A 21,671-nucleotide genomic window follows, 5' to 3' on the forward strand; every position below is an offset into this window, starting at 1 on the left:
TTCCTTTACATGCCGCCTGGGCCGCTCGCGCCCACGCACCCAGCCCGCCCGTCCCAGGCAAAAAAAAGCTTCCGATTCAAGGCTCTTTCCCACCCACCCCATTCCAGGCCCGAAACCTGCTTGGAATGCGGTCGGCACGCGACCCGCGCCGGATCGTCGCCAGCCAAGCTATCAGCCTCATACCAATCTGGAGAACAGGGAACCACCATGCGCACCATTCTGGGCATCATTCTCGCCACTGCCGCCGTTCAGGCGTTTGCCATCACCGTCAATGTCCCGCCGGCATCGGTTCCGGAGCCGGGCGCGCTGTCGTTGCTCGGGATCGGCGCCGCCGCCGGCGCGCTGATCTTCGCGAAGAACCGCAACAAGAAGAAGTAAGGCCGGTTCCGGGCGCCCCGCGCCCGGAACGGAAGGAATCAGCTGCGCCAGCAGTCGGCCACGGTCCCCGTGCCCGACTCGGTGCGTGTGCCCGTCTGGTCGATCGTCAGCGTGCCGCACTGCGGGTCGCTGAAAGTCCCCGTCGGCGTGGCCTGAATCACGTAGCCGGTCGCCGTCAGGTTCGCGTTGGGCAGGGTGATGTTGTAATCGGCCGGGCCGTTCTTGGGGGATTGGGCTTGCGGGCCGGTCAGTGTTGCACCGACGTAGGTGCCATTGGTCGTGAAGTAGCGTTCCATGAACTGTGCGTCTTCCGTCATGATCGCCTGGGCGTCGGCACGCTTGGCGCGCCGTACGTGGTCAACGTAACTCGGGTAGCCGACCGCGGCCAGGATCCCGATGATCATCACGACAACGAGAAGCTCGATCAGCGTGACGCCCGACTGGAAAGGAAAATTCCGGTACTTGTTCATTTAGGCTTGCTCCCGACTATCGTGTCTGCACGCTGATGCTCGTCAGCAACGACGGCTGGCGCTCCCCTTGGGACGCCGCCTGGAACTGAACACGATCCCCCACGCGGAGATCGCTGATCGTGCTGCGCTTGCCGTTCACCGTCACCACGGTCGTCAGCGGGTTGTACGCGTAGGTCACGCCGCCGATCACGAGCTTGCTGGCGCCGGCGTAAATCGCGTCGACGGTCCCACCCTGGCGAACCGGTGCCGTCGACACGGTGCGGCTTGTCTCCGGCCCACCGTCGATCCGCATCATGGCCTGGACCGGCCCGGCGCACACGAGGGCAGTTAGAACGAGTATCGCGATCTGTTTCATTTCTCCCCCTTACTGGAAAATCTGGCGCCAGCTCGAGCGGCTCTGGATGGGCGGCAGCGAATTCAGCACGTTTTCCAGTGAGGAATTCGTCGTCGCGTTCTTCTGGCTCATGCTGGTCCACTTATTCATGGACCCGCCGCCCGGGCCGCCCGGGTTTTTCTGCATGCGCACTGCGCTCGGAATCGACGACTTCGCGACGCCCGACGGATAGGAGCCTGACGTGCCGAGATTGTCGGCCGTCGTGACGACGCCGTCGCCGTCCACGTCGAACGTCGGCCCGCCCAGCGCCGCACCCGTCGTCGCGTCCAGTTCCATCAGCCAGCCGGTTCCGCCGCCCGAGCATGCCGCGGCATTCGGGATCATCGTCGTGAACAGGATGCGGTTGGAATACAGCGACGGGTCGCTCACCACCCGCTCGCCCGAGGCAGGAAGGTCCATGTACCAACCGCGCTGGGTGCCGCTTCCTGCCGGGCTATCCCAGTTGATCGTGTTGCTGCTCGACGTGCGGTAGGTCGTACCGTCCACCGTCGTGCTCGTCGTAATCGTCTGCGGCTGCAAATCGCTGCGGGTCGAGACCGTCGAGAAGGCCGAGGAGAAGCGATCCCACACCGAGTAGAACGTCTGCGTGCCAGTCGTCGAGATGTCGCTGCTCTCCAGGTATTTGCCGGTGCCGAAGAACAGCTGGTAGCCGTCGCCGCTGAATTGCCGCGTGACCTCGATCGCGCTGGTGATGGGCTGGGCGTTGCCGCCGGCATCCTTCGCAATGAACAACTTGGTCGCGCTCCAGCCGTTGGTGTTCGAGGCGCACACGCCCTGATTGTTGGCGTTGCAGAGGTCGAACTTCCAGACGTTGCCCTGCAGATCGCCAGCGTAGGCGACGTCGGCCGTGCCGTCGGCGTTGGTATCGATGAGCGTCGGCGCAGCGAGAGTGTTCGGGGTCGTCGACGACCCGACACTGGTGGAAAGCTTCTTGATGAGTGCGCCGGTTCCTATATCGACAATATAAAGCGCCGCGACGCCGGTCGTGCTGTTGTAGCCATTGCTGAAAACTGCGGCCCATGCACCCGTGTTCAGCTTGACGATGCTCGGCTGACCGTACACGTAACCGAGATCGGAATCGGTGTACTCCCACCTGACGAGCGACGCGGCATTGGCCTCACTGAAGTTGGCAGGATTGGTCACGTCGAGTGCATACACGCTGCGCCCCCCGCCACCAAGGCCGGCAACGAGCGTCGTGTGCCACGCACCCGAGTAGAAGGTGTCGACAACGGTCGGCGAGCCATCGACGTAGTAGCGATGGCTATAGTTGGGGGAAGTCAGCTGCGCCAGATTCGCGAAGACGCCGTTCGGCACGAAGGCGAGCTTTTCCTGCCCGGTCGCGGCATCGAACGCGTGCAGCATGCCGTCGTTGGCGCCGACATAGATCATCGGCGTGCGCGAGTTGTACGTCTGACGGAAGCTGTAGTAGCTCGCCGATTCGAGATTGTCGGGGTAATCGAATGTGGGCGGTCCAACGTAGGCCGGCGCCGAGTTGACGATATCTCCCAGTACGGAGATCAGGCGCGGCCGGAAGCCGCTGAGGCCGGTCTGCCCGCGCAGGTAGTTGAGTCGGTTGGCACCGGTGTCGGCCGGGTTGCTCGCGTCGAGGCTGGGATTGCTCGTCAGCGCGGTCGACTGGCTGGCGTCGAGCTCGGTCGCGGTCGGGCTCGACGGATTGGCCGGCCAGCGGAACGGGATGCCCGCGCCCGTGCTGGGCTTGTAGGTGATGATCTTCCGGCCACTATTGTAATTCTGGCCGTTGAGCACGGACCCGGCCTGCCACGCCGTCGTGGTGACCGCGCCCGTGGTGGCATCGGTATTGTAGGCGATCATGTCGCCCGACCAGTCGGCGGAGTTGAACTGCCCCTGGTAGATCTTGCCGCCCGCCACCACCGAGCCGGAGGTCATCGCCACCGCTGCCGCAGCGCCGGATTGCGCGATGATGCTGCTGAAGATGCTGTTGAACGTCGTGTTCAGCGTGGCAAGGTTGTTGGCGTAGTAGGCCGAGCTCGTGCCCCCGGCGCTGGCCATCTGGTCGAGCGGATTCGGCGGGTTGGCGATGAAATAGTTGTTGGTGAATTCGGGCAGCGCAAAGCCGATCACGTAGGTCTTGACCGGGCGTGAACCGGAATTCAGGTTGCCAACGGCCGTGACTGCATTCGCGACCTCGCTGGCCGAGTAGGGTTCGCCCGTCTGATAGGTGACGCTGCCACCCGTGGCGGTGACGCTGGGCAGGCCCGTGGTCAGGAAAACCGCGAAATCCTTGTTGCAGGATGTGGGCGGCGCGCTTTGCGGTCCCCCCTGAGAAGATCCGAAGTTCGTCGTGGCGCCGTTGTAGTAATCCTTCGCCGTCATGAAGGTGCCCGTGATCGGCGTCAGGCCGGCGTTGATCAATGGCGCATTGGGATTGTTCCAGGTGTTGCCGCCCGAAATGCTCGTGGGGTTGTCGTTCCACGTTCCCGAACCGCTGCGCGTCGGTACGGCCTCGGTTGCGAGCTTGACGTTGAGCTTGGACGCCTGCGTCGTGTCGAGATTCGCGATCGGAATATGCAGATAGCCCTTGCCCGGGCTGGAATTGGCGAACCAGGTCGGTCCAGAGTCGGTCGAGGCCAGCCGCTGCCCCCAGTCGTCAATGGCCTGCGCATAGTCGCTGTCAGTCGGGCCGAAGTTGTATGTACCCAGGGAGGAGCCATAGCCGTCCCCGCCGGAGCCGGGCGCAGCGTCGGATATGCCGGTCTTGGTCCCGTAGCAGGCATATTTGGTGTAATTGCCCGGGAAGCTCTGATAACTGCTTCCGCCCGTGCCGGTTCCGTAACAGAACGTGCTACCCTGCGGGCCCGACGTGTAATAGGGAAGGTTGACGTTGTAGTAGATGCAGTCAACTGTGGTGCCGCCCGACGTCGTGCAGGCGCCCGACGCATTCGGGCTTGTCGGGTTCGGGATCTTGTATTTCTTGTGGGTCGCGCTGTCGCGCGCGCCGGTCCAGTTCGGGTCGTAATTGGCCGGATCGTAGCTGACGTCGTACGGGCTTTGATTCAGCCACGCATGGGCGACGCTGCTCTGCTGGAACGCCATCAGGCCCATGTTGATCTGGCCCGTATAGTTCGTGACCAGCGTGCGGGCGGCCGTGCGGGCGATTTCCGAGCGGCTGGTCGGGTCGGCGCTCCCGACGGCGAGACCCGTAGGATCCTCATCCATGGAATTCGAGTTGGCAAAGATCAGCAGCACGTTGGCTTTCGCGCCCGAGGTCACGAACAGCGGCACCTGGCTCAGGCTGAGCTGCGCGGCGTTTGCCGCGCTGCAATAACCCGCGCCGAGTCCCGCCGCAAGGGCGAGAGAGAGGGGGGTGCGGATGAAGATCTTCATGAGAGCTCCCTGCGGATCAATAGATCACGGTGGCCTGGACCATGGCCTGGGTCTGGCCAGTCATGCCCCAGCCCACGGCCGTGATGCGATAAGGCGTCAGTTGCGCGCCCGAGGTGTTACCCTTGCCGATCGTGGCCGTGGACCCGAATGCCGGCACCGTTCCCGGGAGCAGTTCAATGATGTAGCGCGGCTGTTGCGGCAGTGCAGGCCCCGATCCACTGAAGTTCAGTGTGCCGTTGTACGCCGCGGTCTTGGTCGAGGTCCATTGGTTGTTGGCCGTCAGCGCCGTCCACACCGGGGTCACGGGATCGTTCAGGCAATAGCCGTTCGAACACCCTGCAACAAAGAGCGCGGGTTGTGTCGACACGGTGGGAAGCTTCTTCATCGCATCGCGGATGCCCGCTTCCGCGGCTTCGAACGCCACATCCTGGTCACGCGCGTTGCCCGCCATGCGTTCCTCGAGCGAGGTCGCCTTGATCGCCGACAGTGAGATGAGCGTCAGCACGACGAGGAAGATCAGGCCGGTGATCAGCGCGGCGCCGCGTTGGGTGACGGAAGTCTGGATGTGCATGGCCTGTATGCCCTTGAGGGTATTCATCGCCTACATCGGCGGGATGCGGTTGCGCACCCCCACCGTCGCCGAGTAGACCTGATAGAGCCTGCGATCCGGCGCGTTGAAGGTACCGTTGTTGAACGTGGCCGACTGCGTAGCGGTCGAGATGTTGTCGTCCGGGCTGCGCATCAGCAGGTTCAGGGTCACGCTGACGACCTGCGGCCAGTTCGTGGGCGCACTGCTGTAGCTGTCCACCGCACCGTCGCCGTTGGTATCGAGCCCGTAGCGGATCTGCATGTCCCACACGTTCTCGACCAGTTCCTCGGCGCTGCCGGTGACGCCCACTCGATAGAGGGCACGATTACCGGCGGGGTTGGTACCGATGAAGTAGGAGTACTGGTTCACCCGCATCACGAAGGCGTCGGGCCCATAAGTGCCCACGCGGTTGCCGGTGTTGGAGCTGTTCGCATGGGCGATCGTAACGGTCGTACCGGACCCCGTCGATACCGTCGTCGCGCGGAACACGTCGGCGTTCACGCAATTGGTGACCACGAGCACGTCGCCGGCCTGGAAGCCGTCTGGATTGCTGCCGATCTGGATGTTGGAATTCTGCGGAACAAGGTTGCCGGTGAGGTTGACCCCAGAGCTCCAGGCCGCCATGATCGAAAGCACGTCACCCGCCGCCCTCGCGACTGTGCTCGGGTTGGTCCAGCCCGTACCGTTGTCGTAGCCGATCAGAGCGTTGCCCGCACCCATCTGGGGAATAGGCGGGTTGGCGATGGTGTTGACCCGGGTCGACTGGATGTTGCCGCAACCGAGATAGCCAGCCATGCGGATATCGCGACTCATCATGTCGAGCGCGTAGCGCGCGTTTTCCTGCATGCGCGAAAGATTGTCGGTGGTGCGGAAGGCGCCGCGGCTGCCGATATACAAATAGCCGATTCCCCCCAACAGGATGAGCCCGAGGGTCATGGCGATGAGGATCTCGACCAGGCCGAAGCCCGATTGCCCGCGTGCAGGTTTCGACATCGGCTTCATAGTTGTGTTTCCACCCTGAACGTCTTGGCCGCTTGGTTTGCCGCGCTCCCGCTATCAACCAGACCACGGCTGTCATTCCACTGGACGACGATCGTCGCCACACGCGTTGCCGCGTCTACGGCGACCGAGCCATCCCCGGCAGGGAGCACGCACGCGAGCTGGTTCTTCCAGGCGGCGATGTCCTGCTGCGGAACCGTCCCCGTCGGCACGGCCGTCGAGCACGCTCCTGGCGTTCCAATCGCCGTGGCGTAGTTTCCCGTCACCGCGGCAGCGCGATTCGCGCGCATGCGGTCGACGATGTCGTAGGCCATCCAGGTCGCCTGGGTGCGATGACTGGCGCTGAGATTGTTGCGCATGCTGGACGTCATCAAGCCGGCCAGGCCGAGCAGGCCGACGGCCAGCACCAGCATTGCGACCAGAATTTCGAGCAGGGTGAATCCCGACTGTTTCATGGGCATCCTCATGGGCAGGCGACGCTGGAAACCCGCGTGCGTCCGGTACGTTCGATCTGGATCGCCCGCCCCTGGACCTGGGCGGGGCTGGGCGGGCAGAGCGTGAGGGTCGTGCTCGCCGTGGTGGCGGTCGTGGCGATCGTTGTCCGGCCGGTCGACGTGAAGGCAACTTGCGTGGCGACATCCGTCCCGCCGGTCAGCGTACTGGAACCGCCGAGCGCCTGCTGCACCCGGAGGCGGTTCCCGGACGCGTCCTGGACAATCCAGCCCTGGTTCCAGGTGCCGGTGCAGCTGGTGCCGTTGCTGCTCGCGCAGACCGTCACATTGACAGCGCGCTTGACGGCCTCGCTGCGCGCGATATTGATCGCCGTAATCAGGTCGTTGGCCTGCGACGCCATGCGGTTATTCATCACGAACCGCTGGAAATTGGGAACGGCGACCGTCACCAGGATGGCCGCGACGGCCAGCGTGACCAGCAGTTCGATCAGGGTGAAGCCGCGCTTCGAGGCGTCGATCATGGCGTTTTCAAGGTCTCGTTTCACACTGCCACCTTAATAAAGGCGGCGCGACGAAGTCCAATTCCGGAAGACGAGTGGCGGGATTGGGCTCATGAACGGCCCGCCTTCCCTGTCCATCACCGGAAATCCGCCACTGCTAACGTCCGAAAGCCGGCCAAACTTGAGCCGGCCAGCGCTCAACAGCTGCCCGATTGCAGCCTCGGACGCCCCGTGTGGTTGATGATGATGTCGCGGCGGTCGCCATCCGCGCAGATCTGCAGCGTGCCGTTGGGCAGCCCGCCCGAGCCCTGGCTGGTGCCGTCGGGCCGATAGCTGATGTAGTGGCCGTAGGTCGCATTGGCGGTGATACTGACCGTTCGATGCGAATGCGCCTGGGCGCGCAGCACCTGGTCATTGACGTCGATCACGCCGTGCGCCCCCCCGTCGACGAACACCAGCCAGCCCTCGTGCCAGCCTGCGGCGGCGTCACATGCCGGTACGGCGCTTTCGGCGTCGGCAGTCTTGCATACCGTGACCCGCGTGCCCCGCTTGATGGCCTCCGACCGCGCCAGCTGCAACGCGGTCAGGAGGTCGTTCGTGATGGCCGCCAGCCGGCTTGCCCGAGCCAGATAGGCATAGCCTGGAAGCGCAATCGCCAATAAAATCGCCCCTACCGCCAGCCCGACCAGCAGTTCCACCAGTGTGAATCCGCGCCGTTGCATCGTCCCCTCCCCCTTCTTCTTGTGCGGGTCTGGCAGCTTGCCATGCCGGGCAGGGGGCAGCCATACAACTTTAGTCGTAGGACCGTGCCATGCCGAGGGCTGACGCCCCGCCGGCCAAGCCGTCGGTTGTCGTGCTCGGCGCGGGCGTGTCCGGCCTCAGTGTTGCGCTCGCGCTGCTGAAGCGTGGCGATACCGTGACGGTGCTCGAGCGTGGGGAAGCGGGCGCTGAATCCTCGTGGGCGGGGGGCGGCATCCTCTCGCCGCTGCTGCCCTGGAATTACCCGGATGCCCTGACGGCACTCGCACTGCGTTCGATGGCGGCCTACCCGGACTGGGTGGCGGACATCGAGGCACGTGCCGGCCGCAGCACCGAGTACACGCGCAGCGGCATGCGGGTGCTCGGCGAGCCTCACCCCGAGACGGCCGTCGCCTGGTGCCGGGCACATGGGCTTGCGGCGATGCCTCGCCACGACGAGGCGGGCGACGCCGTGTGGTTGCCCGAGATCGCCCAGGTACGCAATCCGCGGCTGGTCAGCGCATTGCGCGACGCGGTCGTCGGTCTGGGCGGCACGCTTCGCACCCACGAGTCGGCCACGGCCGTCGTCACCCGGGCCGCCAAGGTCGAGGCGGTCCACACCGCGAACGCGGACTACGCGGCGGACCGGTTCGTCGTGGCAACCGGTGCCTGGGCCGGCATTCCGCTGCCCGGGCTGCCCGCGGTGCCGAACATCCGTCCGATTCGCGGCCAGATGCTGCTGTTCCAGCTGTCTCCCGGTGCGCTCGACACGATCCTGTATCGCCGCGGCCTGTACCTGATCCCGAGGCGCGACGGCCACGTGCTGGTCGGCAGCACGCTGGAGGATGTCGGCTTCGACAAGGCGACCGATGCCGCCACCCGCGCGCGCCTGCATGCGGAAGCCGCGGAGCTGCTGCCCGTGCTGCGCTCGCTGCAGCCGGTGCGGCATTGGGCCGGGCTGCGCCCGGGCGCGCCGGACAACATTCCGGTCATCGACCGCCATCCGGACTTCGACAACGTGTTCGTCAATGTCGGGCATTACCGCTATGGCGTGACTTTGGCGCCGGCGTCGGCCGAGCTGCTCGCCGACCTGCTGGAAGGCCGCGCGCCCGCGCTCGACCCCGCCCCCTATCGCTGGCAGGCCGCGCTGCAGAGAAGCTGGCCGCAAGGGCAATGAACGGGGCGAATGCGTTACACTGCAGCGAAAAATGAAGGGGCCGGCCGACGCGCCCGTGCATCCGCGCATGAACCTTTCCGCTCTGAACACACACGGCGCTTTCCCCGCTCCGGCATACGACACGACGGGGGCGCCCCGTGCCTGAGACCGCCGGCCCCGTGCTCTCCGTGTGGGTCATCAGCGACGCCAAGCCGGGCCACCTCAACCAGTCGCTGGGCCTGGCCGAGGCGCTGGCGCGCGCCGCGCCGAGTACGGTTCACACCCTGCCCGCCCTGCCGGCCTGGCGCGCCTGGCTCGCCCTGCTGCTGAAGCGTGCGCCGGGCGGCGATCTTCCCTCCCCCGACCTGATCATCGGCGCCGGCCACGCCACCCACCTGACCCTCCTGGCCGCGCGCCGCGCCCGCGGCGGACGCACCGTGGTGCTGATGAAGCCCAGCCTGCCGCGGCGCTGGTTCGACCTGTGCATCCTGCCCGCGCACGACGGCATCGCCGCGGACCGCCGCACGCTGGTGACCGAGGGCGCACTCAATCGCGTCCGTCCCGCGGCGGAGCACGATCCGCAATGCGGCCTCCTGCTGATCGGCGGCCCGTCGCCGCACTTCGAGTGGGACGCAGACGCGCTCCACCTGCAGCTGCGCAGCATTCTCGCCCGCACGCCGGAGACGCGCTGGGTCCTGACCACGTCGCGCCGAACGCCCGCCGATTTCGCGGCGGGCGTGCCGCCGGCGCCGAATCTGGCCATCGTCCCGCACACGGAGACGGCGCCCGACTGGCTCCCGGCGCAACTGGCGCGCTGCGGCAACGTATGGGTCACGCCGGACAGTGCCTCGATGGTGTTCGAGGCGCTGTCCGCAGGTGCCGCCGTCGGCGTCTTCGACCTGCCCGTCAAGCCGAGAAGCCGCATCGGCCAGGCCATCGCACGGCTGGCCGACACGCGGCGCGTCACCCGCTTCGCGCGCTGGTGCGCCCATGGCGCGCTTCACCCGAATCTGCATCCGCTGGCGGAGGCGGACCGTTGTGCAACCTGGATCCTCGAATGGCTGAAGAACGAAACAAGAAGAAGCTGACCGTCCTGCAATTGCTGCCTGCCATGGAGTCAGGCGGGGTCGAGCGCGGCGTGCTCGAGGTGGCCCACGCCCTGGTTGAGCACGGGCATCGTGCACTGGTGATCTCGGAAGGCGGCCGGCTGGTCGCGCGCCTGGCGGAATGCGGGGCCGAGCACGTCGCCTGGCCGATCGGACGGAAGACCCTGCGAACGCTGCTGCTGGTGCGCAGGCTGCGCCGGTTCCTGACCGAACAGCGCGTCGACATCGTCCACGCCCGCTCGCGGGTTCCCGCCTGGATCGCCTGGCTGGCCTGGCGCGGCATGGCCCCCGCCACCCGTCCGCGCTTCGTCACGACCGTGCACGGCCTCTACAGCGTCAACCGGTACAGCCGCATCATGACGCGGGGCGAACGGGTCATCGCCGTCTCCGAGACGGTTCGCGACTACATCCTGCGCGAATACCCCGACACGCCGCCCGCTCGCATCGAGGTCATCCCGCGCGGCGTGGACGGCCGCTTCTACCCGCACGGATGGAAGCCCGATCCGGCGTGGCAGCAGCGGTTCCTCGAACAGTTTCCCCATGCGGTGGGCAAGCAGCTGGTCACCCTGCCGGGGCGCATCACGCGGCTCAAGGGGCACGAGGACTTCATCGAGCTCGTCGGGCGGATGAAGCGGCGCGGCCTGCCCGTGCACGGTCTCATCGTCGGCGGCGCGGCGGCGTCCAAGCAACGGTATTGGCGCAAGCTGCACTGCCGCGTACGCAGCATGGGGCTGGACGCCGACATCAGCTTCACCGGCCAGCGCGACGACCTGAAGAACATCCTGGCGATCTCCAACCTGGTCCTGTCCCTGTCCTCGCAGCCGGAATCCTTCGGGCGAACCACGCTCGAAGCCTTGCGGCTCGGCGTGCCGACCGCAGGCTACGACCACGGCGGCGTCGGCGAGATCCTGCGCGCCGTCTATCCCGCAGGCCTGCTGCCGTGCGGCCGCATCGACGAAGCCTGCCAGCGCATCGCCCGGCTGCTGCAGCAGCACGAGCCCGTTCCGGCGGGCGACTTCTTCCCGCTGCGCACGATGCTGGACCGGACCCTCGCCCTGTACGAAGCGCTGGCGGACGCGCCCCGGCGCTGCTGAGCGTCAGGAGCGTCCGCTGATCGCCGCCGGCAGGTGCAGCAGGCGGCCGCGCACCTTGCCGTAGAAGTCGCGCAACGCCACGGCAGGGCTCGACAGCCGCAGGGCACGGCGCGACAGCATCGCCTCATCCGGGTCGGCTTTCGCGTCGGCGCGATGCAGACGCGCGATCTCCCGCGCCGCCACGGCGAACAGGTTGTATTCGTACAGGATGCGCCGCCGCGCCTCGACCAGAGCCGGCAGGCGCTTCTCGTATTCGTTGCCGGCGATCGCGCTGCGGATGATTTTGAGCGCCGCCGCGGGATCGCGGATGTCGATGCGGATGAAGCTCTCGGCGGGGAAATAGTCCTCCGCGTTCGGGCAACCGTAATAAAACGGCAGCGACAGTCCGATGAAGGGATCGGCCAGCTTCTCGGTCCAGTGATGCACCCCGATGAAATTCTCGATCGCGACGTGGTAGCGATAGTCGCGCAGGCAGTCGGCCTTGTCGTCGAGCGGGCGCGCAGTCTGGCGGCCGAAGGTGTCGAGTTCGGGCATGTGCTCGACCAGCCAGCGCATGAAGCGGGCGCGGTGGTGGTGCAGCGTGTGGCGCATCGCCTTCGGCGAATACACCATCGACACGTCGCGGGTCTTGTCGAGGGGAGGCTCGCCGGCGATGCGGTCGAAGGGCAGCACCTCGCGCCCCATCCCGTAGAACCAGTGCAGTGCCGGCTGGGAAAAGATCCGCCGCGGGTGGGGCAAGGCCCATTCGGGCTGGCTGGTCAGCACTGCGCCGAACTGGCGCGCGAAGCTGTTGCCGTAGATCTTCACCGAAGACGGCTCGCAGGTCACCAGCAGCGTATGTTCGCGCGGGCACGCCAGCTCCTCGCGCGTGGTCTTCTTCGGCTCGCCGGGACGCTCCGGCAGGTCGTCGTAGACCAGCAGCCAGTCGTAGTCGCGCGCATCGCGCTCGAAGGTGAATTCGCATTCGCCCCAGACCGGCTCGTTGTGCGGAAACTGGTGCATCCAGATGGCGGCCGGCAGGCTGCTCAGCATCTTCACGCGCAGGCGGCGGGGTTCGCGTTCGCTCATGGCACCTCTCAGAAACTGCGCAGCCCTTCGGGCCAGTCGTGCCCCGGCCCGAGCTCGCCGGCAGCCAATGCGGGGAAGTTCGCTGCCACCCATTCCGGCGTGATCGCCCTCATGCACGCCTGCTGCTCGGGGTTCGCGCACACTTTCGCATAGCAGTTGCGGCACGGCAGCTGCGCCTGCACCGCCACCGCGGCCGTGCCGATCGGCTTGACCCGGCGCGGGTCGGTCGGCCCGCACAACACCAGCAGCGGGCGCCCGGCGGCCGAGGCGAAGTGCGCGGTGCCGGTGTCGTTGCCGATGATGGCGATCGCGCCTGCGCACATCGGCGCGATGTCGAGCAGCTGCAGCCGGCCGTTGAGGTTCACCACCCAGTCCCCCGCCTCGGCGATCTCCGCGCAGTCGTCCACTTCGTCGGGGCCGCCGATCACGGCGATCTTCGCCACGCCCCGTGCGTGCAGCAACCGCGCGAGCTCGGCGAAGCGCGCCGCGCCCCAGCGCTTGAGCGGGTGCGCGGCCGCGGCGCCCGGCAGCAGCACGACATAGCGGTCGTCCACGAGGCCGTGCTGCTGGCGCAGCGATTCCACCACGGCCAGCCGCTCGGGCGCCGGATACAGCACCGGATGCATGGTCTGCGTGGGAATGCCGATCGCCTGCAGCACCGACTGCATCATCGGCATCGCGTGGGCCTGGGGATCGCGCACGGCAGGCTGGTGCGTGTAGGGGAAGCCGCCGCGGTTGCCGACGCGGATGCGCGGCGCGCCTCCGGTGAGCCAAAGCAGCGCGAGCAGGAAGCGCGAGTGGTCCGATCGCTGCAGGTCGATCACCAGGTCGTAGCGCCCGGCGCGAACCTTCTTCATCCACGCGAGGCTGTTTTTCCACCGATGGGTCTTGCTGCGCACGTCGATCGCCCACACCTCGGCGAAGCGCGGGTCGTGGGCGAACAGGCCCGTGCAGTTCGGCTGCGTGTTGAGGTGGATCTCGGCGAGCGGCAGCGCGCGGGCGATGTCCTCCATGAGCGCGGTCGCGATGACGACGTCGCCGAGCGCGCTCCACTTGATGACGAGGACGCGGCGAATCCGGGACAAATAATCCGTTCGTGTTGAGTCGTGAGCTTGTCGAACGATCGAAACATGAACGGGCTCCTGGCCTTCGACAAGCCTGTCCTGAGCCACGTCGAAGGGCTCAGGCCGAACGGTGGTTGGTTTCAATCCGTTCTTGCCCATTTATACCGATTCCGGCTTGTATTCCGGCACCCAGGCCTGCAACTGCCGCTTCACCGCCGCCTCGTCGGGCAGGCCCTGCTGCGCCAGCCACGCCATGCATTCGTCACACCAGCCGGCGTCGGCCGCGCGCGCCTTCGCGACCCGCAGTTTGGGATGGGGCGTTGGCAGCGTGGATTCGTCGTCCGCCAACAGCTCCTCGTAGAGCTTCTCGCCGGGGCGCAGGCCGGTGTACTCGATGCGGATGCGGTCCTCGTCCGCCCCGGACAGACGGATCATCATTTTCGCCAGCTCGGCGATCTTCACCGGCTCGCCCATGTCGAGCACGAAGATCTCGCCGCCCTCGCCCATCAGGCCGGCCTGCAGCACCAGCTGGGCGGCCTCGGGGATCGACATGAAGTAGCGCGTGATCTCGGGGTGCGTCACCGTGACCGGGCCGCCTGCCTCGATCTGCTTCTGGAACTTGGGGATCACGCTGCCGGACGAGCCCAGCACGTTGCCGAAGCGCACCGAGACGAAGCGCGTGCCGCCCGGCCCGTGATCGTCCTGGCGCCGCTGCATCGACTGGCACATCATTTCGGCGAGGCGCTTGGTCGCCCCCATCACGTTGGTCGGATTGACCGCCTTGTCGGTCGAGATCATGACGAACTTGGCGACGCCGTGCGCCTGCGCCGCGGCGGCGACCACGCGCGTGCCGAGCACGTTGTTGCGCACCGCCTCCCAGGCGTTGGCGTTCTCCATCAGCGGCACGTGCTTGTAGGCGGCGGCGTGGAACACGACGGCCGGCTTCTGCCCGGCCATGACCCGATCGACCCACGCGGCATTCTTGACGTCGCCGATCACCGGCGCGATCGCGAGATTCGGGAAGCGCTGCGGCAGCTCCTGCTCCATCGCGTAGAGGGCCAGCTCGGACTGCTCGAACAGGACCAGCCGCGCCGGCTCGAAGCGCGCGATCTGGCGGCACAGCTCGGAGCCGATCGAACCGCCGGCGCCCGTCACCATCACGACCTTGCCGGTGAGCAGCCGGTGCAGTCCGCTGTCGTCGAGCTGCACCGGATCGCGCCCGAGCAGGTCGTCGAGCTCGATGGGGCGCAGGCTGGAGACCGACACGCGGCCCGCCACCAGGTCCTCGAGCGAGGGGATCGTCATCACGTTGAGACCGGCCTCCGCGCAGGCCTGCGTGATGCGCTTGCGCACCACGTGCGCCGCCGACGGCAGCGCAAGCACGACGTCGTCGACGCCCATCTTCTGCGCCCAGGTCGCCACCTCGTCGAGCCCACCGAGCACCGGCAGGCCCTGCACCAGCCGGCCCTGCTTGTCGCGGCTGTCGTCGAGCAGTCCCACCACGTGGAAGCCTGCCGGGTTGCGCGCGAGCTCGCGCAGCAGGAAATCCGCCGCCGACCCGGCCCCCGCCACCAGCACTGGCTTGCTGGCGGGATGCAGCATGCTGGCGATGCGGTGTTCCTTCCACGCGCGGTAGGCCAGGCGGCTGCCGCCCATCACCATCACCAGCAGCAGCGGGTCGAGAATCAGCACCGAACGGGGCACCACCGCATGGATTCGGAACAGCACGAGAACCAGCGGAATCAGCAGCGCCGCGATGCCCACCGCGAGCACGATGCGCTTGAGGTCCGGCAGGCTGGCGAAGCGCCAGATGCCGCGGTAGAGGCCGAAGCGCCAGAACACCGCCGCCTGCAGCGGCACCACCCAGGCGAGCGTGGACACCGCCGCCGCCTGGAACCCGGGCGGCACGGCCAGGTTGAAGCGCAACCAGTAGGCGCCGAGCCACGCCAGGGCCGCCACCAGCACGTCGTGCAGGATGATGATGGCGGTGCGGTAACTAAGGTTCATGGCGGAGGCGACGCCAGCGAAGATCGATCACGAGGAAGAGCGTCAGGTAGATCACGGCCGACAGTATAAGCACCCACGCGGCGTGCGGTGGCGATGCGCGCAAGACGAGCGCCAGCGCCGCCATCGCCAGCATCAGCGCGTATGCCCCCAGAGCCAGCTGGCGGTGCGTCGCACCGAGCAGCACGACGCGCTGATAGTAATGCGAACGGTGCGCCTGCCAGATCTTCTCACCGCGCAATGCACGCCGCACCAGCGTGACGCTGGCATCGGCGACGAAGGGCGAGAACACGAGCAGCGGAAACAGCCATGGCCATACGCCGGTCATCGCCCCGCGGATGCCGAGCGTCGCCGCGAGAAAGCCGAGCGGAATCGAGCCGGCATCGCCCATGAACAGGCGCGCCGACGGAAAATTGAAGCGCAGGAAGGCCAGCGCCGCCGCTGCGATCGCCGCGCAGAATGCCGCCAGCCCCGGCGCATGGCCCAGCCATGCCGCGACCGACAGCGTGCCGAAGCCGATCACCGCCATGCCGCCGGCCAGCCCGTTCGCGCCGTCCATGAAGTTGTAAAGATTGGTCATCCACACCACGGCCAGCGTACTGACCAGCAGCGCCCAGCCGGTGAGTCCGAGCGCGAACAGGCAACCGGCGGCCGCGACAAAATGGGCCAGAAAACGCACCCGCACCGGCAGGCCGCGCGCGTCGTCGAGCAGCGACACCGCCGCCAGCGCGAACGCGCCCAGCAGCACCGGCAGCAGCGCGGTGTCGGCCAGCCACGCGCCCGCCACAGCGATCCCAGCCATGATGCCGAGCCCGCCAATGCGCGGCGTCGGCGTCGCGTGCAGCGAGCGGGCGTTGGGGTGGTCCATGGGCAGCACGTGACGGCGCCTCAGCAGTCCCGCGAGCACCAGCCAGCAGACCACGAAGGCGAGCACGGGAACGAGCGCACTCATCGCGCAGCCACCGTCGCGGCGAGCCCGGCTTCCATCGTGTAGGGTGGCGTCCAGCCGAGGCGCGCGCGAATGGCCGCGCTGTCGACATGAAGCGAGCCCGTCAGGCGCGCAACGGCCGCCCGCTTGCCGAGCAGCGCGCCGGCGAACGCGAGCACGCCCACCGGAACCGGCAGCAGGCGCGCGGGTCGTCCCATGGCCCGCCCAATCGCGCGGACAAGTTCCGGCGTCGAAACCGGCCGGCCATCATCGAGCAGGAAGGTCTGCCCGGCCGCCGCCGGATGTTCGAGGCAGATCCGGATCGCGTCGACGAAATTGCCGAGGTAGAGCAGGCTGCGGCGGTTACGGATCGCACCCAGCGGCAGCGGCCAGCCGCGCGCCACGGTATCGAGCAGGTGCCGGAAATTGGCCTTCACGCCCGGCCCGTACACGAGCGGCGGCCGCAGGACGACGACCTCGAGACCGGTCTCGCGCGCGATCTGCTGCAACCCCTGTTCGGCCTCCCACTTCGAGATCGCGTAGTCATCCTCGGGCGCCGGCGGATCCGTCTCCCGATAGGGGGCGTCGCGCCCTTCGCCGTTGACCTTGACGCTGCTGACGAAGACGAAGCGCTTCACCCCTGCCTGCGCCGCCTGGCGGGCGAGATTGAGCGTGGCCACCGTGTTGGTCGCGCGGTAGAGCGCCAGGGGATCGTCAGATATTTCGTCCATCACGTGGACGCGCGCGGCGAGATGGACGATGGCATCGCAGCCTGCGAGCGCGGCGCGCCAGTCGGTCGCCGCGTCGATTTCGCCGACAGCGACGTCGCCAGCGCGACGCGCACCGCGTCGCAGCACCCGAACCGTGCCGTATGCATTTGCTTCGAGATCTTCACAGAGCGCCCGGCCGACGAAGCCACTGGCTCCCGTCACGAGCACCCTCATTTGCGGAAGTACTCGAGGAACTTGGCCGGGTATTTGGAAAGAATTTTCAGCATGTTCGTCGGTATGCCATTTTCTTTGCAGGCGCGCAGAACCTCCCTGTTCAGAAGCATCGTGTTACGCCATCCCCCCGTGCTGACGCCGCCGACACGCATCTTAACCAGCACTTCCGGAAGATAGCGGTATCGCAAATCCGGCCGCCGGAACACGCGCGCGACAAACTCGAAATCGCCCGCAATGCGGTAATCGGGCTTGAACGGCCCCACGTTCTGAAACACCTCGCGCCTCACGAACAAGGCCGGATGCGCCGGCATCCACCCCCATGCGATGCGATCGGGTCGAAAGCGCGCTGACGAATAACGCCTCACCATCCGCTCCGGCCTCTCGGGACGGTAGAACGCCACGTCGCCGAAAAGCGCCTCCAGATGATGACGCTCCATGGTCTCCCCTACCTTGGCCAGCACGTCGGCGTCCGCGTAGACGTCATCCGAGTTGAGAAACCCGATGACGTCCCCCGATGCCGCGCGAACGCCCTTGTTCATCGCGTCGTAGATACCGTGGTCGGGCTCCGATATGACCTGCGCGAGGTGACGGCGATACGCCTCCAGTATATCCATCGTTCCGTCGGTCGATGCCCCATCCACGACGATATGCTCAACCGCCGCGCCACGCTGCCTGACGACCGACTGAAGCGTCCTCTCGATGGTCTGCTCGCTGTTGAAACAAACGGTGATGATCGACAGCTTCACTCCTGCGCCTCCATTGCTCGACGCTTCATGCCGCGCAGCACATAGGAAACATGACCATCGCGCAAGGTGAGCAGCATGCGCCTTGCCAGATAGAAGCGCTTCTTCCAGCGCGGCACCTCGTGGCCACCGCGGATCCAGCGATATTCCTCCTCGAATCGTTTGGGGTGCATGCTGGTCTTGGTACCCGCGTGCATTCGGAGCCCCCCCAGGATTCCCGTCACGTGCTGCACGCGCTCGGTTTCGCGCAACGCCCGCAGAAACCACTCGTAGTCAAAGCCATAGTGCAAGGACTCGTTCATCCATCCGATCCGGTTATGCAGGGTCCGGCGCCAGAACGCCGCCTGGTTGGTCAGCACCATTCCTTCCGCGCGCACCGAGTCGTACGTCGGCCGGACGTACCGCATTTCGCGCAGGCATTTATCTCGAGCGTCGATGAGGTTGACGTCGCCGATGATCAGATCGGTTTTCAGATGGCGATTCGCGGCGAGCGCAACTTCCTTGAAAGCGCCCGGATAGTAGATGTCATCCGAATTCTGCCAGGCAACCCATTCGCCCGTTGCCCGCTTGAGGCCCTTGTTGATCGCGTGCGCCTGCCCCCGGTCCGACTCGCTGCACCAGTAAGTCAGGAACCTCTTGTACTTTCGGATGACGTCGACGCTGCCGTCGGTCGACCCGCCATCGATGACGATGTACTCAAGGTTTGGATAATGCTGCTCCAAAACCGACAGGATCGTCCGTTCCAGGAACGCCGCCTGGTTGAAACTGGGGGTGATGACCGAGATGCGTGGAAAGCGCGTACTCATTGCCTGAAGAACAAACCATCCAGCTGCATGGTTCGCCCGTTTGCAGGGTCGACAAATGCAGGCTGCACGGACCAGAGCACGAAGCCCTCGCCTTCAAGGCGCCGAATGCAGTCCTGCCAAAGATGCTGCCCCTCATACAAGGGAAGAAGCGACAATTCCATCTGGACGCCTCGCACGCTGCCGAGCGTTGCGGCAGCCCCATCGAGAACCTGCCATTCATACCCCTGGGTGTCGATCTTCAGGAATGGGGCTCGGGAACCGGCGAGATACTGGCCAGCGACGCCGTCCACGGTCGTCATCGGCGCCGTTTCCTGCCCGACATACGCCGACCCCGGCGCGGCGTTGCTGTGCGGCTCAAGCATCGGAAGAACGGAACTGCTGACCGAATTCGCAGAAATATTGATTTCGATTTCGCCTTCGTATGCCCCTAATGCGCAACGCGAGTGAACGGTCCACTTCTGGTCATGGCGGCTCCGCTGCGCGAGCTGCGCATGGGCCTGCGTGATTGGCTCGAACGAGACGATCCGGCCTTTGTAACCGCCCGCACGCAGATCAGTACCGTACTGCCCCGTATTTGCGCCGACATCAAGTACCAGATCGATCTCGAATGCGTTCATTGCCGCGATCAGGCGCGCCAACGGAGACGATGCCGGATGAAAGCGGTGGGCCTCCACTCCGAGAGCGTTCAACGCTCTCTTGATGCGATCTTTCTGAGAACCGAGCATCACCCGTCCCTTTGTACGTGCACGATCAAATCACCGTTCCATCGGCCTCAAGCTCGTGCCGGACCATCTCGCCGACGACGTCCCGCATCTTCTTCTGGGCTGTCCAGGCCAGGATCCGGCGCGCCTTGTCGGCATTGCCGCAGTTGTAGCGAATCTCCGACGGCCGAAAGAGCTTCGGATCCTGAACCACGTGCTCGCGCCAATCGAGGCCAATCTCGGCAAAGGCGGCAGCGACGAATTCTTCGAGAGAATTCGACTCACCGGTTGCGATCACGAAGTCCTCCGGTCGATCCGTCTGCAGCATGCGCCACATCGCATCAACGTATTCGGGGCTCCAGCCCCAGTCCCGCTGGATTCCCATATCGCCGAGCGTCAGCTTTTCGGTCGCTCCCCTGGAAATCCGCACCGCCGCCCGGACGATCTTCCGGGTCACGAAGCGGGTCGGGCGCAAAGGGGACTCGTGATTGAACAGAATGCCGGTACAGGCAAACAGCCCGTAGGCAGACCTGTAATTGTCCACCAGCCAGTGCGCCGTCGATTTCGCGACCGCATATGGACTGCGTGGATGGAAGTGCGCATTTTCGTCAGCCGCCCCGGCCCCGATGTCGCCAAAACATTCACTCGAGCCCGCGTTGTAGAACCGGACCTTCGCGCCAAGAAAGCGGATGACCTCAAGAAGATTGAGCGTGCCCGTGGCGATGCTTTCGAGCGTCTCCGCAGGCTGGTCGAACGAGAGGCCGACCGAGCTCTGGCCCGCCAGGTTATAGATTTCGTCCGGTGCGCTTTGCGTGATCGCCTGCAGCACGCTTCTGAAATCGTTGGTCGCCATCGATACCGTCCTGACGCGATCGAGTATCCCCAGGCGCGCCAGGTTGGCGAATGAAGACGCCTGCGCGTCGCGCGACGTGCCCCAGACCTCGTAGCCCTTATCGAGAAGCAGCCGTGCCAGATAGGCCCCATCCTGCCCCGAGATCCCGCAAATCAATGCCCGTCGCATGTTCGTTCTGCCTCAAGCCAGCCTTCTGTAGACATCCAGCGTTTCCGCAGCACATCGGTCCCATGAGAAGTGGCCAAGGCGCGCGCGCCCCTTCTCGACGAGGGTCCTGCGATGCGCATCGGATCCCACCACGCGCTCGATCGCTTCGCGCATCGAATCCACGTCGGCCGGATCGAAATATTCCCCTCCGTCCCCCACCACCTCGGGGATGGAACTCGTATTCCCGCATACCACGGGGCAATCATGGGCCATCGCTTCCAGCGGCGGAATGCCAAAGCCTTCATAGAGGGACGGATAGACAAACGCGCTGGCATGCTCGTAAAGGCGGGCCAGCAGGTCGTCGTCCCCGCCCATCTGTTGCACCCGTCCCTCGGACAGACCGTGTGCGGCCATCACCCCCACCTCCTCCTCGGTAAACGGCCCGCCGCCAAAGCAGATCAATTTGAAGCCTGTCCGAAGCTGTCGAGACGATGCGTATGTCTTCAGAAGGCCGAGAAAGTTCTTGTATCCACGTCGATTCCCGACGTAAAGGAGATAGGGCTCGCTGACAAGCCGCCCCTGTTCCGCGGCGGCAGCGGGCCCTCCCTTCATGAGGTCAAATCCCAGATGGATGACCGACGTCTTTTCCGGAGCCAATCCCACGATCTCGATGAGATCGCGCCGAGTCGATTCGGATATGCAAATGACATGATCCGCACGCTTGGCGGCTGCGGCCTTGTGCCTCGCAGTCTTGTCGCCAAGCGGATAATCGTCCGGGAAGCGTTCGTGAATCATGTCATAGACGGTCAGCACGCGCCGCGCCCGCCGCGGCCCCAGAGCATACGCAAAGAAGTATGTCTCGTGCACGATGTCAGGCGAGTTCGCACGCAGCATGAGATCACCGATGGCCATGCCGGCAGCACGGAAGAACAGGCGCGCATAGACCGACTTGAAGCGGTCGGTCCGGGGCCCGCGAAATCCCTTTACCAGGCCGGGCGGCAGGTGCCGCAAGTAGGCATTGACGTAGAGGGGCGCCATGATCGACACGTCGACCCCCGGCTCGCCTGCAAGGCGGCTGGCGAGCTCGCAGAAATAACGCGACACCCCCCCGTAGACTTGACCGCAGAAGATCTGCGGATCGTAGGCGATTTTCATGTTCTCAATGCCACGT

Annotated in this window: 22 protein-coding genes; 4 read left to right on the forward strand and 18 right to left on the reverse strand. The window is 65.8% G+C overall.

What is annotated here, in order from left to right; translation table 11 throughout:
• Positions 1-207 precede the first annotated feature (207 nt).
• Positions 208-378, forward strand: a complete 171-nt coding sequence (locus VA613_RS10250; protein ID WP_324778916.1) for a PEP-CTERM sorting domain-containing protein — start codon at positions 208-210, stop codon at positions 376-378.
• A gap of 38 nt (positions 379-416) precedes the next feature.
• Here VA613_RS10250 and VA613_RS10255 read toward each other — a convergent pair whose 3' ends face one another.
• The 8 genes from VA613_RS10255 to VA613_RS10290 form a co-directional block, all read right to left on the reverse strand.
• The gene (locus VA613_RS10255) at positions 417-848 is read right to left on the reverse strand and encodes a type IV pilin protein (protein ID WP_324778917.1); all 432 of its coding nucleotides are present in this window, start codon (positions 846-848) and stop codon (positions 417-419) included.
• A gap of 16 nt (positions 849-864) precedes the next feature.
• A complete protein-coding gene (locus tag VA613_RS10260; RefSeq protein WP_324778918.1) occupies positions 865-1,203 on the reverse strand; it encodes a hypothetical protein in 339 nt (112 codons plus the stop codon).
• 9 nt (positions 1,204-1,212) lie between these two features.
• On the reverse strand, positions 1,213-4,608 hold the full coding sequence (locus tag VA613_RS10265; protein WP_324778919.1) for a pilus assembly protein: 3,396 nt from the start codon (positions 4,606-4,608) through the stop codon (positions 1,213-1,215).
• A gap of 16 nt (positions 4,609-4,624) precedes the next feature.
• On the reverse strand, positions 4,625-5,206 hold the full coding sequence (locus tag VA613_RS10270; RefSeq protein WP_324778920.1) for a pilus assembly PilX family protein: 582 nt from the start codon (positions 5,204-5,206) through the stop codon (positions 4,625-4,627).
• A gap of 3 nt (positions 5,207-5,209) precedes the next feature.
• Complete coding sequence (locus VA613_RS10275) at positions 5,210-6,199, reverse strand: PilW family protein (RefSeq protein ID WP_324778921.1); 990 nt, start codon at positions 6,197-6,199, stop codon at positions 5,210-5,212.
• Positions 6,196-6,651 (reverse strand): type IV pilus modification protein PilV, encoded by a 456-nt coding sequence (gene pilV / locus VA613_RS10280; protein ID WP_324778922.1) that lies wholly within the window; start codon positions 6,649-6,651, stop codon positions 6,196-6,198. Before pilV ends, VA613_RS10275 begins: the two co-directional genes overlap by 4 nt.
• Positions 6,652-6,659: 8 nt before the next feature.
• Positions 6,660-7,169 carry a GspH/FimT family pseudopilin gene (locus VA613_RS10285; RefSeq protein WP_324778923.1) on the reverse strand — a complete coding sequence of 170 codons (510 nt, stop codon included), beginning with the start codon at positions 7,167-7,169 and terminating at the stop codon, positions 6,660-6,662.
• 176 nt (positions 7,170-7,345) lie between these two features.
• Positions 7,346-7,870 (reverse strand): GspH/FimT family pseudopilin, encoded by a 525-nt coding sequence (locus tag VA613_RS10290; RefSeq protein ID WP_324778924.1) that lies wholly within the window; start codon positions 7,868-7,870, stop codon positions 7,346-7,348.
• Positions 7,871-7,959: 89 nt separating this feature from the next.
• Here VA613_RS10290 and thiO point away from each other — a divergent pair, with 89 nt between their 5' ends.
• From thiO to VA613_RS10305, 3 genes are all read left to right on the forward strand, one after another.
• Positions 7,960-9,063, forward strand: coding sequence for a glycine oxidase ThiO (thiO, locus tag VA613_RS10295; RefSeq protein ID WP_324778925.1), 1,104 nt, complete (start codon positions 7,960-7,962; stop codon positions 9,061-9,063).
• Positions 9,064-9,200: 137 nt separating this feature from the next.
• Complete coding sequence (locus VA613_RS10300; protein WP_324778926.1) at positions 9,201-10,130, forward strand: mitochondrial fission ELM1 family protein; 930 nt, start codon at positions 9,201-9,203, stop codon at positions 10,128-10,130.
• Complete coding sequence (locus VA613_RS10305; protein WP_324778927.1) at positions 10,100-11,242, forward strand: glycosyltransferase family 4 protein; 1,143 nt, start codon at positions 10,100-10,102, stop codon at positions 11,240-11,242. Before VA613_RS10300 ends, VA613_RS10305 begins: the two co-directional genes overlap by 31 nt.
• Positions 11,243-11,245: 3 nt before the next feature.
• Here VA613_RS10305 and VA613_RS10310 read toward each other — a convergent pair whose 3' ends face one another.
• From VA613_RS10310 to VA613_RS10355, 10 genes are all read right to left on the reverse strand, one after another.
• On the reverse strand, positions 11,246-12,310 hold the full coding sequence (locus VA613_RS10310) for a glycosyltransferase family 10 domain-containing protein (protein ID WP_324778928.1): 1,065 nt from the start codon (positions 12,308-12,310) through the stop codon (positions 11,246-11,248).
• Positions 12,311-12,318: 8 nt separating this feature from the next.
• Positions 12,319-13,395 (reverse strand): glycosyltransferase family 9 protein, encoded by a 1,077-nt coding sequence (locus VA613_RS10315; RefSeq protein ID WP_324778929.1) that lies wholly within the window; start codon positions 13,393-13,395, stop codon positions 12,319-12,321.
• A gap of 138 nt (positions 13,396-13,533) precedes the next feature.
• Entirely contained in the window at positions 13,534-15,381 is a 1,848-nt protein-coding gene (locus VA613_RS10320) for a polysaccharide biosynthesis protein (protein WP_324778930.1), read from the reverse strand.
• Complete coding sequence (locus tag VA613_RS10325) at positions 15,371-16,330, reverse strand: MraY family glycosyltransferase (RefSeq protein WP_324778931.1); 960 nt, start codon at positions 16,328-16,330, stop codon at positions 15,371-15,373. Before VA613_RS10325 ends, VA613_RS10320 begins: the two co-directional genes overlap by 11 nt.
• Positions 16,327-17,250, reverse strand: coding sequence for a UDP-glucose 4-epimerase family protein (locus tag VA613_RS10330; RefSeq protein WP_407702841.1), 924 nt, complete (start codon positions 17,248-17,250; stop codon positions 16,327-16,329). Before VA613_RS10330 ends, VA613_RS10325 begins: the two co-directional genes overlap by 4 nt.
• Positions 17,247-17,996, reverse strand: coding sequence for a glycosyltransferase family 2 protein (locus VA613_RS10335; RefSeq protein ID WP_324778933.1), 750 nt, complete (start codon positions 17,994-17,996; stop codon positions 17,247-17,249). Before VA613_RS10335 ends, VA613_RS10330 begins: the two co-directional genes overlap by 4 nt.
• Positions 17,993-18,799, reverse strand: coding sequence for a glycosyltransferase family 2 protein (locus VA613_RS10340; protein WP_324778934.1), 807 nt, complete (start codon positions 18,797-18,799; stop codon positions 17,993-17,995). Before VA613_RS10340 ends, VA613_RS10335 begins: the two co-directional genes overlap by 4 nt.
• Complete coding sequence (locus tag VA613_RS10345; protein WP_324778935.1) at positions 18,796-19,524, reverse strand: FkbM family methyltransferase; 729 nt, start codon at positions 19,522-19,524, stop codon at positions 18,796-18,798. The genes VA613_RS10340 and VA613_RS10345 overlap by 4 nt, the downstream gene beginning before the upstream one ends.
• A gap of 25 nt (positions 19,525-19,549) precedes the next feature.
• On the reverse strand, positions 19,550-20,521 hold the full coding sequence (locus tag VA613_RS10350) for a GDP-mannose 4,6-dehydratase (protein WP_324778936.1): 972 nt from the start codon (positions 20,519-20,521) through the stop codon (positions 19,550-19,552).
• Between the two features lie 12 nt (positions 20,522-20,533).
• Entirely contained in the window at positions 20,534-21,655 is a 1,122-nt protein-coding gene (locus tag VA613_RS10355) for a glycosyltransferase family 4 protein (protein ID WP_324778937.1), read from the reverse strand.
• Positions 21,656-21,671: the final 16 nt, after the last annotated feature.

The sequence above is a fragment of the Thiobacillus sp. SCUT-2 genome, from assembly GCF_035621355.1.
GTDB classification, from domain to species: Bacteria; Pseudomonadota; Gammaproteobacteria; order Burkholderiales; family Thiobacillaceae; genus Thiobacillus; species Thiobacillus sedimenti.